This window comes from Pseudomonas sp. R4-34-07, assembly GCF_003852375.1.
Taxonomy (GTDB): domain Bacteria; phylum Pseudomonadota; class Gammaproteobacteria; order Pseudomonadales; family Pseudomonadaceae; genus Aquipseudomonas.
Genome location: NZ_CP027760.1, coordinates 5466360 through 5482344 on the forward strand (window position 1 = coordinate 5466360; position 15985 = coordinate 5482344).

Consider the following 15985-nt stretch of genomic DNA (forward strand, 5'->3'; position numbering starts at 1 on the left):
GCTCCGCGTGGGAACGCCGCTTTGGACGCTCTGCGTCCAGGGTGCGCGCACGGCTTTGTGGTCAAGCACATGTGACGCGGAGCGTCACGGGGTGCATTCCCACGCGGAGCGTGGGAACGATCAGCCACAAAAAAGCCCCGACTCGCGAGAGCCGGGGCTTTTTTGTTGGTGCGCTACAACGGCTTAGCCGTTGAACACATCATCCACGCTTTTGAGCGGGTAGTTCTTCGGATACGGCAGGGTTGCCACACCGGTCTCGATTGCAGCCTTGGCCACGGCATCGGAGATCAGGGTGATCAGGCGCTTATCCATTGGTTTGGGAATGATGTACTCACGACCGAATTCCAGCTTGGCGCCACCGTAGGCGTCGCATACATCCTGCGGCACCGGCAGCTTGGCCAGTTCACGCAGGGCGTTGGCGGCCGCTACCTTCATCTCTTCGTTGATGCGCTTGGCGCGAACGTCCAGGGCACCACGGAAGATGAACGGGAAGCCCAACACGTTGTTGACCTGGTTCGGGTAGTCCGAACGGCCGGTGGCCATGATCACGTCGCTGCGGGTGGCGTGCGCCAGTTCCGGGGAGATTTCCGGGTCCGGGTTGGAGCAGGCGAACACGATCGGGTTCGGCGCCATCGACTTCAGGCCTTCGGCGCTCAGCAGGTTCGGGCCGGACAGGCCGACGAACACGTCGGCACCGTCGAGGGCATCCGCCAGGGTGCGCTTGGAAGACGGGTGGGCGAACATCGCCTTGTACTGGTTCAGGTCGGTACGCTCGGACTGGATCACGCCCTTGCTGTCGACCATGTAGATGTTTTCCAGCTTGGCGCCCATGCTGATGATCAGCTTCATGCAGGAAATGGCCGCAGCACCGGCGCCCAGGCAGACGATTTTCGCCTCGCTCAGGGTTTTGCCGGCGATTTCCAGGGCGTTGATCATGCCGGCCGCAGTAACGATCGCGGTGCCGTGCTGGTCATCGTGGAATACCGGGATGTCGCACTGTTCGATCAGGGCCTTTTCGATCTCGAAGCACTCGGGTGCCTTGATGTCTTCCAGGTTGATGCCACCGAAGGTGATGGAAATGCGCTTGACGGTGTCGATGAAGGCCTGCGGGCTTTCAGAGTCGACTTCGATGTCGAAAACGTCGATGCCGGCAAAGCGCTTGAACAGCACGCCCTTACCTTCCATGACCGGCTTGGAAGCCAGTGGGCCGAGGTTACCCAGGCCCAGGATCGCGGTGCCATCAGAAATCACTGCAACCAGGTTGCCCTTGCCGGTGTACTTGTACGCCAGCTCGGGGTCGCGGGCGATTTCACGTACGGGCTCGGCAACGCCAGGGCTGTAGGCCAGCGACAGGTCGCGGGCGGTGGCAGTGGCTTTGGTGAGCTCTACACTCAGCTTTCCTGGACGAGGATTGGCATGATATTCGAGAGCGGCAGTTTTCAAATCAGACATATCGGCATTCCGCTTTTACTGTTGGTCGACGGACCGCCGAGGATACGCGTGTCGTAAAGCCCCTACAAGACTGGTCGGTCACAGGTGTCAAGGCCCCGCGACGGCGTACTTTAGTCTAAAGCCACGGGATACAAGGGCTTGACTGTTCACAATCGGCTTAAAAAATGTCTACAATTTTTATCATTGCGTCAATTTGAGCATGCTGGGGTCGGTGATCGGCAGCAGCCAACGTGCCTGGTCATTTTTGTGCCCACCCCGCCGAGAGCGATCCTGCACCCAGCCACGCGCCTCGATTGTCTTGCCTTGCAGACCACCGAGCATGGCAGTGTCGAATTGATGGGCCAGATCGGGCGCAACGCGTAATACCAGTGAACCCTGCAATTCGATCCAGATTCCGCCGCGATTGCGTTCGATCTTGCTGACCCGGCCACTGACCAGAGCGAAGCCGGACTGCTTGAGCCGGGCCGCCCCTTGCACTGGCGATTGCCGCCACAAGCCCAGCCCTGCCTGCCGCGCCGTGTGCTCGGCCGCCTGCTGACAGGCAACGAGGTCGACGTTGGGCGCGACACCCACCTGAAAACCCAGGCCCTCGGCCAGTAATTGGGCTTCCAGGTTCTTGCCGTCGGCGCTGTAAAGGTGCGCCAGGGTTCGCCCATAGCGATCCTTGGCCTCGCGACCCGGCACCAGGCCGACGCGCCCTCCACTGGCGCTCACCAAGGCCTGCAAGCGTTGGCGGGCGGCGATGGCGAAGGGTTCGTCAGCGCGGCCCTTCTTGCCGGTTTCCGGGGCATTGAGGCCGATCATCCGCACGCTGCGGCCATCCTTGAGGCGCACGGTGTCGCCGTCCACCACGCGCTGTACTTCTACACGCGCCACGGAGGCCGGCGCCGGGCAAAACACCTGGGCCTGGGCGGCGCCGAGCCAAATCCCAGGCACAAAAAAGGCGCCCACAAGGGACGCCTTTTTCAACAGCTGGCAAAAGCCCATAAGGCCTTTGAGCCTTACTCTGCTGGAGTAGCAGCAGGCTTCTTGCCGAAAGCACCAAAGCGATCTGCGAAGCGCTGTACACGGCCGCCGGTGTCCAGAGTTTTCTGCTTACCGGTGTAGAACGGGTGGCACTCGTTGCATACGTCAGTACCCAGTGGCTTGCACAGGTTCGAACGAGTCTCGAACTTGTTGCCGCAGCTGCAGGTGACTTCGATGGTTTCGTACGCTGGATGGATATCGGCTTTCATGGCACTCCCTCGGGCTAGCGTGCCGCCACTCGACACTATTGTCGAATACCGCACGTAATTAGGCCGCGAATTCTAACAGACCTTTTCAATCGCGCAAGCGGCGGTGACGGCCGAGCACGCCCTTTCATCAGAAAATCCCGGCGCCTGCGCAAGTCTCTCCTTCCTGCAGCAGAGACGGGACACCTCCACCGTCGGTCTGCTAGGCTCCCGCCCCTGCGCCACCGCCTGCCTTTATAGATGAGACTTCTCGCGTGCCCGACGCCATTTTGCGCCTAGCCCTGCCCTCGCCCCTGCGCCGTCTGTTCGATTATCGGGCCCCGGCCGGTGTGCCGCGTGCGCAGCTGGAGCCAGGCATGCGCGTGCGCGTGCCGTTCGGGCGCCGGGAAATGATCGGCATCCTGGTGGAAGTCACCGACCACAGCGAAGTGCCCGCCGAAAAACTCAAGCCGGCCATCGCCATCCTCGACGCCGCCCCGCCGCTGCCGCCCGCGCTATTCAAGTTGTGCCTGTGGACCGCGCAGTATTACCAGCACAGCCTGGGCGACACCTTGAGTTGGGCGCTGCCGGTGCTGCTGCGCCAGGGCGAACTGGCCGAAGCGCGCCAGGAGCGATTCTGGTCGATGACGCCCGGCGCCCGCCTGGATGACCCGCGCATCGCCCGCGCCCCGCGCCAGCGTGAAGCCCTGGCCACCCTGGCCCAGCACCCGCATGGCGTCGCCCATCAGCTGTTGAGCAAGCTGATGCTGAGCAAAGACAGCCTCGACCTGTTGCTCGCCAAGGGCCTGGTGCAGGTGGAAATCCGCAAGCATGCCCCCGACCCGCGCCACGAACATTGGCTGGCGCAACCGGAGCTGCCGTTGAACCCCGAACAGCGCGCCGCCTATGAAGCGATCCGCGCCGGGTTCGACAGCTTCCACGCGTTCCTGCTGGCCGGCGTTACCGGCAGCGGCAAGACCGAAGTCTATTTGCAGTTGATCCGCGAAACCCTGCAAGCCGGTAAACAGGCGCTGGTGCTGATCCCCGAGATCAACCTCGGCCCGCAAACCCTGGCGCGTTTCGAACAGCGCTTCAACGCCCGCATCGCGCTGGTGCACTCGGCGGTCAACGACCGTGAGCGCCTGGAGTCGTGGCTGGCGGCGCGGGACGGCGAAGCCGACATCATCATCGGCACCCGCTCGGCGCTGTTTACCCCGATGAAAAATCCGGGGCTGATCATCATCGACGAAGAACACGACGGCTCCTATAAACAGCAGGAAGGCCTGCGTTACCACGCCCGCGACCTGGCGCTGGTACGCGCACGCCAGGAAGACATCCCGATTGTGCTCGGCTCGGCCACGCCTTCCCTGGAAAGCCTGCATAACGCCTACACCGGCCGGTATGGCCTGCTACGCCTGAATGAGCGCGCAGGTGGCGCCAAGCAACCGCGTTTCCTGCGCCTGGATGTAAAAAGCCGTCCGCTGGACAGCGGTATTTCCGGCCCAATGCAGCAAGCCATCGGCCAGACCCTCGCCGCCGGCCAGCAAGTATTGGTATTCCTCAATCGCCGTGGCTTTGCGCCGACGCTGTTGTGCCATGACTGTGGCTGGATGTCCGAATGCGAACGCTGCGATGCGCGCATGACCGTGCACCAGCGTTACGGCGAACTGCGCTGCCATCACTGCGGCCATGTCGAGCCGGTGCCGCGCCACTGCCCGCAATGCGGCAAGGTCGATCTGCGCCCGGTCGGCGCGGGCACCGAGCGCGCCGAAGAGCGCCTGGGCATTCTGTTCCCGGATTACCCGGTGCTGCGGGTGGACCGCGACAGCACCTCGCGCAAAGACGCGATGAACCAATTGTTCGCCACCATCCAGAAAGGCCAGCCGTGCATTCTGGTTGGCACGCAAATGCTCGCCAAAGGGCATCACTTCCCACGGGTGACCCTGGTGTCGATCCTGGATGCCGACGGTGGTTTATTCTCCGGCGACTTCCGCGCCAGCGAGCGCATGGCGCAGTTGATCGTGCAGGTCGCCGGCCGCGCCGGGCGCGCCGAAGAGCCGGGCCGGGTGATCATCCAGACACACCTGGCCGACCACCCGCTGCTGATTCAACTGACCGAGCAAGGTTACTTTGCCTTCGCCGAGCAGGCATTGAGCGAACGCCGCGCCGCCGGGCTGCCGCCGTTTTCGCACCTGGCACTGCTGCGCGCCGAGGCGCATAAACCGGGCCAGGCCGAAGGTTTTCTCGACGAAGCCTGCAGCGCCGCTGAACGTTTGCTGGCGGAGCTGGGTCTGAGCGGCATCGAATTGCTCGGCCCGGTGCCCGCGCCCATGGAACGCCGCGCCGGCCGGTATCGGGCCCAGCTACTCTTGCAGGCAACGTCCCGCGCACCGCTGCATCGGCTATTAAGTAGCTGGTTGCTTGCCCTGGAGCAAATGCCCAGCGGCCGGCAAGTGCGATGGTCGCTGGATGTAGACCCGGTAGATTTGTATTAAGCCGTCCCCTGCAGGAGCGCGCTTGCTCGCGAAAAACGTTAACGATAACGCGGTATCCTGATTTCACGCGGCGCCCTCGGGTTTTTCGCGAGCAAGCTCGCTCCTACAGGGGGCACAACGCCCTTAAACAGCTCCACAGGTCTGGAACGGTTGGCAAGCCCGCCCTCGCCACGGATAATGCCCAGTTTTTCCACCTGCGCATCGCGCGCCGCCGCTTGCGGTCGAAAGAGAACACCATGAAAGACACCATTCGCCAGCTGATCCAGCAAGCCCTCACCCAACTCGTCAACGAAGGTGTGTTGCCTGAAGGCCTGTCGCCGGCGATCCAAGTGGAGAACACTCGCGACAAGACCCACGGCGACTTCGCCAGCAACATCGCGATGATGCTGTCCAAACCCGCGGGCATGAAGCCGCGCGACCTGGCGGAAAAAATCATCGCGGCGCTGCCGGCCGACGCCAGTATCACCAAGGCCGAAATCGCCGGCCCAGGCTTTATCAACTTCTTCCAGAACACCCAGGCCCTGGCGTCGCGCCTGGATGCCGCCCTGGCCGATGCCAGCATCGGCGCACGCAAAGCCGGCGCCAGCCAGCGCGTGGTCATCGACCTGTCGGCACCGAACCTGGCCAAGGAAATGCACGTTGGCCACCTGCGCTCGACCATCATTGGCGACGGCGTGGCGCGGGTACTGGAGTTTCTCGGCGACACCGTGATCCGCCAGAACCACGTAGGCGACTGGGGCACCCAGTTCGGCATGCTGATGGCGTACCTGCAGGAAAACCCGATCACCAGCAACGAACTGGCCGACCTGGAAAACTTCTACCGCGCCGCCAAGAAGCGCTTCGACGAATCCGCAGAGTTCGCCGACCGCGCGCGCAGCCTGGTGGTCAAGCTGCAAGCGGGCGACAAGGAATGCCTGGAACTGTGGGGTCGTTTCCGCGATATCTCGCTGTCCCACTGCCAGGAAATCTACGAACTGCTCAACGTCAAGCTGACCATGGCCGACGTGATGGGCGAAAGCGCCTACAACGATGACCTGATCAACGTGGTCAACGACCTCAAGGCCGCAGGCCTGCTGGTCGAGAGCAACGGCGCGCAGTGCGTGTTCCTTGAAGAATTCAAGACCGCCGAGGGCGAACCGCTGCCGGTGATCATCGTCAAGGCCGATGGCGGCTATCTCTATGCCACCACCGACCTGGCCGCCGTTCGCTACCGCAGCGGCGTGCTCAAGGCCGACCGCGCGCTGTATTTCGTCGACCAGCGTCAGGCCCTGCATTTCCAGCAGGTGTTCGAAGTGGCGCGCCGCGCCGGCTTCGTCACTCACCCGATGCACATGGAACACATGGGCTTCGGCACTATGAACGGCGCCGATGGCCGCCCGTTCAAGACCCGTGACGGCGGCACCGTCAAGCTGATCGACCTGCTGACCGAAGCCCAGGAACGCGCCTACAGCCTGGTGAAGGAAAAGAACCCTGAGCTGTCCGAGGCCGACCTGCGCAACATCGCCCGCGTGGTAGGCATTGGCGCGGTGAAATACGCCGACCTGTCCAAGCATCGCACCAGCGACTACAGCTTCAACTTCGACCTGATGCTCAACTTCGAAGGCAATACCGCACCGTACCTGCTGTACGCCTACACCCGCGTGGCCGGTGTGTTCCGCAAACTGGGCAAGGACTTCAGCGAAATCCAAGGCCAGATCGTGCTGGACGCGCCCCAGGAGCAGGAACTGGCCGCCAAGCTCGCGCAGTTCGGCGAAGTGCTCAACAGCGTCGGCGAGAAAGGCACGCCGCATATCCTCTGCACCTACCTGTACGAAGTGGCCGGCCTGTTCTCCAGCTTCTACGAGAACTGCCCGATCCTCAGCGCCGACGATGAAGCCCAGAAGCACAGTCGCCTGCGCCTCGCCGCACTGGCTGGACGGACCCTCAAGCAAGGCCTGGAGCTGTTGGGCCTGGAAACTCTGGAGCGCATGTAAGTTGGCCGCCAAGAAAAAACCTGCACCCAAGCGCGGCGCCAGCCGCTACCAGGCCCCGGCCAAGCAGCCGATTCCGGGCTGGCTGTGGATGGCCATCGGCCTCACGGTCGGCGCATTCGTGGTATTTCTGATGAAGCTGGAGCCCGGCCAGGGCGATGACGTCAAGCGCGTCAAACAGGAGCAGCAGAAAGCCACGAAGATCGCCGAGGCCAACAAGACCGCGCCGAGCCCGACGGCACCAGTGAAGCCCAAGTACGACTTCTACACACTGCTGCCGGAATCGGAAGTGATCGTGCCGCCCGACGCCGTGCCGGAGAAAACCCTGCCGACGCCGCAAGTGCCGACCACGCCGGTGACGCCTGCGGAAGCGGCGAAAATCGACACGGCGCGCGCCCAGGCGGCATTGGCAGGTATCACCCCGCCGCCGGCACCTCCAGTGGCAGAGACCAAGGCCGCACCGGTGACCAAGTTCTTCCTGCAAGCGGGCTCGTTCCCGAAACAGGCGGATGCCGATCGCGTGCGGGCGCAGATCATTCTGTTGGGTCAGGCGGTGACGGTGGAATCCGGCACGGTGAAGGACGCGACCTGGTATCGCGTGCTGGTAGGCCCGTTCAGCAACCGCGAGCAGTTGACCGTGGCGCAGAAACAATTGGCCGGCGCAGGGTTTAGCAACCTGTTGTTACAACAGCGCCAGAGCCGCTGATCATCCCTCATGATCGTTCCCACGCTCCGCGTGGGAATGCAGCCGTGATGCTCCGCGTCACAAGAGAAGACGCAGAGCGTCAATTGCGGCATTACCACGCAGAGCGTGGGAACGATCAGTCCACCACTCGTCCGCGCTGCCGTCCTACGGTTGAAATCCCCTCCACCACCCCCATATCAGTTTCCATCAGGGCATTTTCGCCCCGCTGCGTGGAGACTCTCCCCTTGACCACCATCGTTTCAGTACGTCGCCACGGCAAAGTCGTCATGGGCGGCGACGGCCAGGTTTCCCTGGGTAATACCGTGATGAAAGGCAACGCCAAGAAAGTGCGTCGCCTGTACCACGGCCAGGTGCTCGCCGGGTTCGCAGGCGCGACCGCCGACGCGTTCACCCTGTTCGAGCGTTTCGAAGGACAGCTTGAAAAGCACCAGGGCCACCTGGTGCGTGCCGCCGTCGAACTCGCCAAGGAATGGCGCACCGACCGCTCCCTCAGCCGTCTTGAAGCCATGCTGGCGGTCGCCAACAAAGACGCGTCCTTGATCATCACCGGCAACGGCGATGTGGTTGAACCTGAACACGGCCTGATCGCCATGGGTTCGGGCGGCGGCTATGCACAAGCCGCGGCCAGCGCGCTGTTGAAGAAAACCGATCTGTCGGCCCGTGAAATCGTCGAGACCGCGCTGGGTATCGCCGCCGATATTTGCGTGTTCACCAACCACAATCAGACCATTGAGGAGCAGGACCTCGCCGAGTAAGCCGTAGGCTTATTCCCGCTTGAGGCCGCCAAACACTATGTCCATGACTCCCCGCGAAATCGTCCATGAACTCAATCGCCATATCATCGGCCAGGACGATGCCAAGCGCGCCGTTGCCATTGCGCTGCGTAACCGCTGGCGCCGGATGCAACTGCCCGAAGAGTTGCGCGTTGAAGTAACGCCAAAGAACATCCTGATGATCGGCCCGACCGGTGTTGGTAAAACCGAGATCGCCAGGCGTCTGGCCAAGTTGGCCAATGCGCCGTTCATCAAGGTCGAAGCCACCAAGTTCACCGAAGTGGGCTATGTGGGCCGCGACGTCGAATCGATCATTCGCGACCTGGCCGACGCCGCCTTGAAAATGCTGCGCGAGCAGGAAGTGACCAAGGTCAGCCACCGCGCCGAAGACGCCGCCGAAGAACGCATCCTCGATGCCTTGCTGCCACCGGCACGCATGGGTTTCAACGAAGACGCCGCGCCGTCGTCGGACTCCAACACCCGTCAGCTGTTTCGCAAGCGCCTGCGTGAAGGCCAGCTGGACGACAAGGAAATCGAGATTGAAGTGGCCGAGGTGTCCGGCGTCGATATCTCCGCGCCACCGGGCATGGAAGAAATGACCAGCCAGTTGCAGAACCTGTTCGCCAATATGGGCAAGGGCAAGAAGAAAAGCCGCAAGCTCAAGGTGAAGGAAGCGCTGAAACTGGTGCGCGACGAAGAAGCCGGGCGCCTGGTGAATGAAGAAGAACTCAAGGCCAAGGCCCTGGAAGCGGTCGAGCAACACGGCATTGTGTTTATCGATGAGATCGACAAAGTCGCCAAGCGCGGCAACTCCGGTGGTGTCGATGTGTCTCGCGAAGGCGTACAGCGCGACCTGTTGCCGCTGATCGAAGGCTGCACGGTGAACACCAAGCTGGGCATGGTCAAGACCGACCACATCCTGTTTATCGCCTCCGGTGCGTTCCACCTGAGCAAGCCAAGCGACCTGGTGCCGGAGCTGCAAGGTCGCCTGCCGATCCGCGTGGAACTCAAGGCGCTCACTCCGGGCGACTTCGAGCGCATCCTCAGCGAGCCGCATGCGTCGTTGACCGAGCAGTACCGTGAGCTGCTGAAAACCGAAGGCCTGGGGATCGAATTCCAGGCAGACGGAATCAAGCGCCTGGCGGAGATTGCCTGGCAGGTCAACGAGAAGACCGAGAATATCGGTGCGCGGCGTCTGCACACGCTGCTTGAGCGCCTGCTTGAAGAAGTGTCGTTCAGCGCCGGGGACATGGCAGGTTTGCAGAATGGCGTGGCGATCAAGATCGACGCGGATTACGTCAACAGCCACCTGGGCGAATTGGCGCAGAACGAAGACTTGTCGCGGTATATCCTGTAAGCCTCACACAGAACTGCTTTGCTTCAAATGTGGGAGGGGGCTTGCCCCCGATTGCAGTGGGTCAGCTACAGATAAGCTGACTGATCCACCGCTATCGGGAGCAAGCCCCCTCCCACATTGTTAAGCCGGTTTATTCAGGAGTACCTCATATGGCCAAGTTTCCTACTGCTGTAAACCTGCACAAAACCTCCAACACCCTCGGCCTCACCTACGGCCCCGACGAGGCTTACCAGTTGCCCGCCGAATTCCTGCGCGTGCACTCACCCTCCGCCGAGGTCCAGGGCCACGGCAAACCCATCCTGCAATTCGGCAAGCTCAACGTTAAGTTGATCAAGCTGGAACCGGCCGGCCAGTACGCACTGAAATTGACCTTCGACGACGGCCATGACAGCGGGCTGTTCACCTGGGACTACCTGTATCAACTGGCCGTGCGTCAGGACGCGCTGTGGGCGGATTACCTGGCCGAACTGAAAGCTGCCGGAAAAACCCGCGACCCGAGTCAGTCGGTCGTGCGCCTGATGCTCTAGCCCAGGCTTCTTGCTCTTTAGAGGGCATTTTCTAATTTCATCTGCTTGAATGCCCTGTCTGGCGGCCAACGATTGGCCCGCTTGCGAAAAAAATTAAACTCGGGTAACCAATGGAACTGGCAAGTTCCCTGCATTTGACGATGCGGTATCAACGGTCACCCGAGTCGCAGTACCAGGCTGGTGTCGTGTATCGAAATGGGTGCGCAGCAATCGCCGGTACTCGTCTTTCGGACAATGGAGCGTCGTAGATGAGTAACAAGAATAACGATGACTTGAAACGCCAGGCCTCGGAAAACACCCTGGGGTTGAACCCGATCATCGCGTTACGCAAAAAGGATCTATTGGCCTCGGCGAAGATGGTGCTGACCCAAGCCATCAAGCAACCGTTACACAGCGTCAAACATGTCGCCCATTTTGGGGTGGAGCTCAAGAACGTGATGTTCGGCAAATCGGCGCTGGTGCCGGAAAGCGACGACCGCCGCTTCCACGACCCGGCCTGGAGCCAGAACCCGCTCTACAAGCGCTACCTGCAGACTTACCTGGCGTGGCGCAAGGAACTGCACGACTGGATCGGCGACAGCAATCTGTCGGAACAGGACATCAGCCGTGGCCACTTCGTGATCAACCTGATGACCGAAGCCATGGCCCCCACCAACAGCGCAGCCAACCCGGCGGCGGTCAAACGCTTCTTTGAAACCGGTGGCAAAAGCCTGCTCGACGGCCTGTCCCACCTGGCAAAGGACATGGTGCACAACGGCGGCATGCCGAGCCAGGTCAACATGGGCGCCTTCGAAGTGGGCAAGACCCTCGCCATCACCGACGGCGCAGTGGTATTTCGCAATGATGTGCTGGAACTGATCCAGTACAAGCCGACCACCGAGCAGGTGCACGAACGCCCGCTGCTGGTGGTGCCGCCGCAGATCAACAAATTCTATGTATTCGACCTGAGCCCGGAGAAGAGCCTGGCGCGTTTCTGCCTGCGCAATGGGCAGCAGACCTTTATCGTCAGTTGGCGCAACCCGACCAAGGCCCAGCGCGAATGGGGCCTGTCGACCTATATCGAGGCGCTCAAGGAAGCGGTGGATGTGATCAGGGCGATTACCGGCAGCGAGGACGTGAACATGCTGGGCGCCTGCTCCGGCGGCATCACCTGCACCGCGCTGCTGGGCCACTACGCGGCGCTGGGCGAGAAGAAGGTCAACGCCCTGACCCTGCTGGTGAGTGTGCTGGACACCACGCTGGACACCCAGGTGGCGCTGTTCGTCGATGAACAGACGCTGGAAGCGGCAAAGCGCCATTCCTATCAGGCCGGCGTGCTTGAAGGCCGCGACATGGCCAAGGTATTCGCGTGGATGCGGCCCAACGACTTGATCTGGAACTACTGGGTCAACAATTACCTGCTCGGCAACGAGCCGCCGGTGTTCGACATTCTGTTCTGGAACAATGACACCACGCGCCTGCCGGCCGCCTTCCATGGCGACCTGATCGAGCTGTTCAAGAACAACCCGCTGGTGCGCGCCAACGCCCTGGAAGTGTGCGGTACGCCCATCGACCTCAAGCAAGTCACGGCCGATATCTATTCACTGGCGGGCACCAATGACCACATCACGCCTTGGCAGTCCTGCTACAAGTCGGCGCAATTGTTTGGCGGCAAGGTGGAGTTCGTGCTGTCCAGCAGCGGGCATATCCAGAGCATCCTCAATCCGCCGGGCAACCCCAAGTCGCGCTACCAGACCAGCGAGGGGTTGGCAGGCACTGCGCTGGAGTGGCAGGAAAACGCGACCAAGCATACTGATTCGTGGTGGCTGCACTGGCAGGTGTGGCAGGCGGAGCGGGCAGGTAAGTTGAAAAAAGCGCCTACGACATTAGGCAGTAAGACCTATGCTGCCGCCGAAGCGGCGCCAGGCACCTATGTACATGAGCGGTAGATTGGAATGAGATCCAAATGTGGGAGGGGGCTTGCTCCCGATAGAGATGGATCAGTGTCAGGTGTGCTGACTGACACACCGCCATCGGGAGCAAGCCCCCTCCCACATTTTGACCCCATTTCTCCTGTAATACTTCACAGGGCTTGAGCATGCCGCAACCGTTCATCTTCCGCACTATCGACCTGGATGGCCAAGCCATCCGCACGGCGGTACGACCGGGCAAGCCGCACTTGACGCCGCTGCTGATCTTCAACGGCATCGGCGCCAACCTGGAGTTGGTGTTTCCGTTCGTGCAGGCCCTGGACCCGGACCTGGAGGTGATCGCCTTCGACGTGCCGGGCGTAGGCGGTTCCTCCACGCCCAACCGGCCCTATCGCTTCCCCGGCTTGGCCAAGCTGACGGCGCGCATGCTCGATTACCTGGACTATGGCCAGGTGAACGCAGTGGGCGTGTCGTGGGGCGGAGCGCTGGCGCAGCAGTTTGCCTATGACTACCCGGAACGTTGCAAAAAACTGATCCTGGCGGCCACGGCGGCGGGCGCGGTGATGGTGCCGGGCAAGCCGAAAGTGTTGTGGCTGATGGCCAGCCCCAGGCGTTATATCCAGCCGTCCCATGTGGTGCGTATTGCGCCGATGATTTATGGCGGCTCGTTTCGCCGCGACGCCAAGCTGGCCGCCGAACATGCCAGCAAAGTGCGCTCGGCCGGCAAGCTGGGCTACTACTGGCAACTGTTCGCGGGGCTGGGCTGGACCAGCATTCACTGGCTGCACAAGATCCGCCAGCCCACCCTGGTATTGGCCGGGGACGACGACCCGCTGATCCCGCTGATCAACATGCGCCTGCTCGCCTGGCGCATCCCCAATGCGCAGTTGCACATCATCGATGACGGCCATTTATTCCTGATCACCCGGGCGGAAGCCGTGGCGCCGATCATCATGAAATTTCTCGAGGAGGAGCGCCTGCGCGCCGTGATACATCCGCGCCCGGCGGTGTGAAGGATCGCACCACCGCGCAACTTGCCAGGAACCGACTATGGTTCTGAATTGGCGTGCCTCTTGATGGCTTGACGAAGGAGTGTTGGCTCATGCGAGAAAGACCCGTGACGAACCCGGCGCCTACCCCTGCTGCGTTCATCAACGCGCAAAATGCGATCACCGGGTTGCGCGGCCAGGATCTGCTGTCGACCCTGCGCACCGTCGCGGCACATGGCCTGCGCAACCCGATGCACACCGCACGCCACGCCCTGGCCCTGGGCAGCCAACTGGGCCGGGTGTTGCTGGGTGAAACGGTGCATGAACCCAACCCCAACGACAACCGCTTCAGCGACCCCACCTGGAAGCTCAACCCCCTGTACCGGCGCAGCCTGCAGGCCTACTTGAGCTGGCAAAAACAGACGCGCAACTGGATTGATGACAGCGCCCTCAGCGCGGATGACCGCATTCGCGCGCAGTTCGCCCTCACCCTGCTCAACGATGCCGTCTCCCCGTCCAACACCCTGCTCAACCCGCTGGCGATCAAGGAACTGCTCAATTCCGGCGGCAACAGTGTGGTGCGCGGCGTGAGTCACTTGTTCGAAGACCTGCTGCACAACAACGGGCTGCCGCGCCAGGTCAGCAAGCACGCCTTCGAAGTGGGCAAGACCGTTGCCACCACCCCGGGCTCAGTGGTGTTTCGCAACGAACTGCTGGAGCTGATCCAGTACAAGCCCATGAGCGAAAAACAATACGCCAAGCCCTTGCTCGTGGTGCCGCCGCAAATCAACAAGTACTACATATTCGACCTCAGCCCGGCCAACAGCTTCGTGCAATACGCCCTGAAAAACGGCCTGCAGACCTTCATGGTCAGTTGGCGTAACCCGGATGTGCGCCATCGCGAGTGGGGCCTGTCCACCTACGTTGCTGCGCTGGAGGAAGCGCTCAACGTCTGCCGCGCGATCACCGGCGCGCGGGAGGTCAACCTGATGGGTGCCTGCGCGGGAGGCCTGACCATTGCGGCTCTGCAAGGCCACCTGCAAGCCAAGCGCCAGCTGCGGCGCGTCGCCAGCGCCAGTTATCTGGTGAGTTTGCTGGACAGCCAGATCGACAGCCCGGCCGTGTTGTTCGCCGACGAGCAAACCCTTGAAGCCGCCAAGCGTCGCTCCTACCAGAAAGGCGTGCTGGACGGCCGCGACATGGCCAAGGTGTTCGCCTGGATGCGCCCCAATGACCTGATCTGGAACTATTGGGTCAACAACTACTTGCTGGGCAAAGAACCGCCGGCCTTCGACATCCTGTACTGGAACAACGACAACACGCGCCTGCCCGCTGCGTTGCATGGCGACCTGCTGGATTTCTTCAAGCACAACCCGCTGAGCCATCCAGGGGGCCTGGAGGTGTGCGGTACCCCCGTCGACCTGCAGAAGGTCACGGTAGACAGCTTCAGCGTGGCCGGCATCAACGATCACATCACGCCATGGGACGCCGTGTATCGCTCCACCCAACTGCTGGGCGGTGAGCGGCGTTTCGTGCTGTCCAACAGCGGGCATATCCAGAGCATCCTCAACCCGCCCGGTAACCCCAAGGCCAATTACGTCGAGAACCCCAAGCTGAGCAGCGACCCGCGCGCCTGGTACTACGACGCCCATCACGTCGAAGGCAGCTGGTGGCCGCAGTGGCTGGCGTGGGTCCAGCAACGTTCGGGCGTGCAACGCGAAACCCTCACCGCCCTGGGCAACCAGAATTACCCACCGATGGAAGCGGCGCCAGGTACCTACGTGCGCGTGCGCTGAGCTCAACGATCCCACTAAGAAGGTTGGATGAAGACCCGCGACCGTATCCTTGAGTGTGCCCTGCAGTTGTTCAATCACAAGGGCGAGCCGAACGTGTCGACCATGGAAGTGGCCAATGAAATGGGGATCAGCCCCGGCAATCTCTATTACCACTTCCACGGCAAAGAGCCTTTGGTGCTTGGGTTGTTCGAGCGCTTTCAGGCTGAGCTGGCGCCCTTGCTCGATCCGCCCGCCGACGCGCAACTTGTGCCCGAGGATTACTGGTTGTTCCTACACCTGATCGTGGAGCGCATGGCCCACTACCGGTTCCTGTTCCAGGACCTGTCGAACCTGGCCGGGCGTTTGCCGAAGCTGGCGAAAGGCATTCGTAGCCTGCTCACGGCGCTCAAGCGCACCCTGGCTTCGTTACTGGCGCGATTGAAAGCAGCCGGCCAACTGGTCAGCAACACCCAGGCGCTGGGGCAACTGGTGGAGCAGATCACCCTGACCTTGCTGTTTTCCCTGGATTACCAACGGATTCTCGACCGTGATGGCGAGGTGCAGGTGGTGATTTACCAGATCATGATGCTGGTGGCCCCGCATCTGCTGCCGACGGCGCGGCAGGCGACCGAGCGATTTGCGCTCAAATACCTGGATAACACTGACTGAACAGATCGTTCCCACGCGGGAGCGTGGGATGATCGTTCCCACGCTCCGCGTGGGAATGCCTCTTGGGACGCTCCGCGTCCGCCAACCGCGCGCACAGGTGACGCAGAGCGTCACGGCCGCATTCCCACGCGGGAGCGTGGGAATGATCTTT

Annotated in this window: 13 protein-coding genes; 10 read left to right on the forward strand and 3 right to left on the reverse strand. The window is 61.9% G+C overall.

The features are described 5' to 3' along the window. Positions 1-183: 183 nt before the first annotated feature. The 3 genes from C4J85_RS25210 to rpmE all read right to left on the reverse strand — a co-directional run bounded on the left by C4J85_RS25210 (position 184) and on the right by rpmE (position 2687). Positions 184-1452, reverse strand: a complete 1269-nt coding sequence (locus tag C4J85_RS25210) for a malic enzyme-like NAD(P)-binding protein (RefSeq protein ID WP_124364741.1) — start codon at positions 1450-1452, stop codon at positions 184-186. A gap of 180 nt (positions 1453-1632) precedes the next feature. Continuing rightward, a complete protein-coding gene (locus C4J85_RS25215; protein ID WP_124410960.1) occupies positions 1633-2439 on the reverse strand; it encodes a thermonuclease family protein in 807 nt (268 codons plus the stop codon). Positions 2440-2453: 14 nt separating this feature from the next. After that, positions 2454-2687 (reverse strand): 50S ribosomal protein L31, encoded by a 234-nt coding sequence (gene rpmE / locus C4J85_RS25220; protein WP_005784030.1) that lies wholly within the window; start codon positions 2685-2687, stop codon positions 2454-2456. Positions 2688-2938: 251 nt separating this feature from the next. On the opposite strand from rpmE, the gene C4J85_RS25225 reads away from it, so the two are divergent. The 10 genes from C4J85_RS25225 to C4J85_RS25270 all read left to right on the forward strand — a co-directional run bounded on the left by C4J85_RS25225 (position 2939) and on the right by C4J85_RS25270 (position 15834). After that, positions 2939-5158 (forward strand): primosomal protein N', encoded by a 2220-nt coding sequence (locus tag C4J85_RS25225; RefSeq protein WP_124410961.1) that lies wholly within the window; start codon positions 2939-2941, stop codon positions 5156-5158. Positions 5159-5394: 236 nt separating this feature from the next. Then, positions 5395-7131, forward strand: coding sequence for an arginine--tRNA ligase (gene argS / locus C4J85_RS25230; RefSeq protein ID WP_124410962.1), 1737 nt, complete (start codon positions 5395-5397; stop codon positions 7129-7131). Position 7132: 1 nt separating this feature from the next. Further along, complete coding sequence (locus C4J85_RS25235) at positions 7133-7834, forward strand: SPOR domain-containing protein (RefSeq protein WP_124368642.1); 702 nt, start codon at positions 7133-7135, stop codon at positions 7832-7834. A 224-nt stretch (positions 7835-8058) separates the two neighbouring features. Next, positions 8059-8589, forward strand: a complete 531-nt coding sequence (gene hslV / locus C4J85_RS25240) for an ATP-dependent protease subunit HslV (RefSeq protein ID WP_124368643.1) — start codon at positions 8059-8061, stop codon at positions 8587-8589. 37 nt (positions 8590-8626) lie between these two features. After that, the gene (gene hslU, locus C4J85_RS25245) at positions 8627-9964 is read left to right on the forward strand and encodes an ATP-dependent protease ATPase subunit HslU (protein WP_124364746.1); all 1338 of its coding nucleotides are present in this window, start codon (positions 8627-8629) and stop codon (positions 9962-9964) included. Between the two features lie 149 nt (positions 9965-10113). Next, positions 10114-10491: a gamma-butyrobetaine hydroxylase-like domain-containing protein gene (locus tag C4J85_RS25250; protein ID WP_124410963.1), complete on the forward strand. Its 378-nt coding sequence runs from the start codon at positions 10114-10116 to the stop codon at positions 10489-10491. 248 nt (positions 10492-10739) lie between these two features. Then, positions 10740-12419, forward strand: a complete 1680-nt coding sequence (gene phaC, locus C4J85_RS25255) for a class II poly(R)-hydroxyalkanoic acid synthase (RefSeq protein ID WP_124410964.1) — start codon at positions 10740-10742, stop codon at positions 12417-12419. A gap of 149 nt (positions 12420-12568) precedes the next feature. Next, a complete protein-coding gene (phaZ, locus tag C4J85_RS25260; RefSeq protein ID WP_124368646.1) occupies positions 12569-13414 on the forward strand; it encodes a poly(3-hydroxyalkanoate) depolymerase in 846 nt (281 codons plus the stop codon). Between the two features lie 89 nt (positions 13415-13503). Then, entirely contained in the window at positions 13504-15186 is a 1683-nt protein-coding gene (gene phaC / locus C4J85_RS25265; RefSeq protein ID WP_124410965.1) for a class II poly(R)-hydroxyalkanoic acid synthase, read from the forward strand. Positions 15187-15213: 27 nt separating this feature from the next. Then, a complete protein-coding gene (locus C4J85_RS25270) occupies positions 15214-15834 on the forward strand; it encodes a TetR/AcrR family transcriptional regulator (RefSeq protein ID WP_124410966.1) in 621 nt (206 codons plus the stop codon). Positions 15835-15985 lie beyond the last annotated feature (151 nt).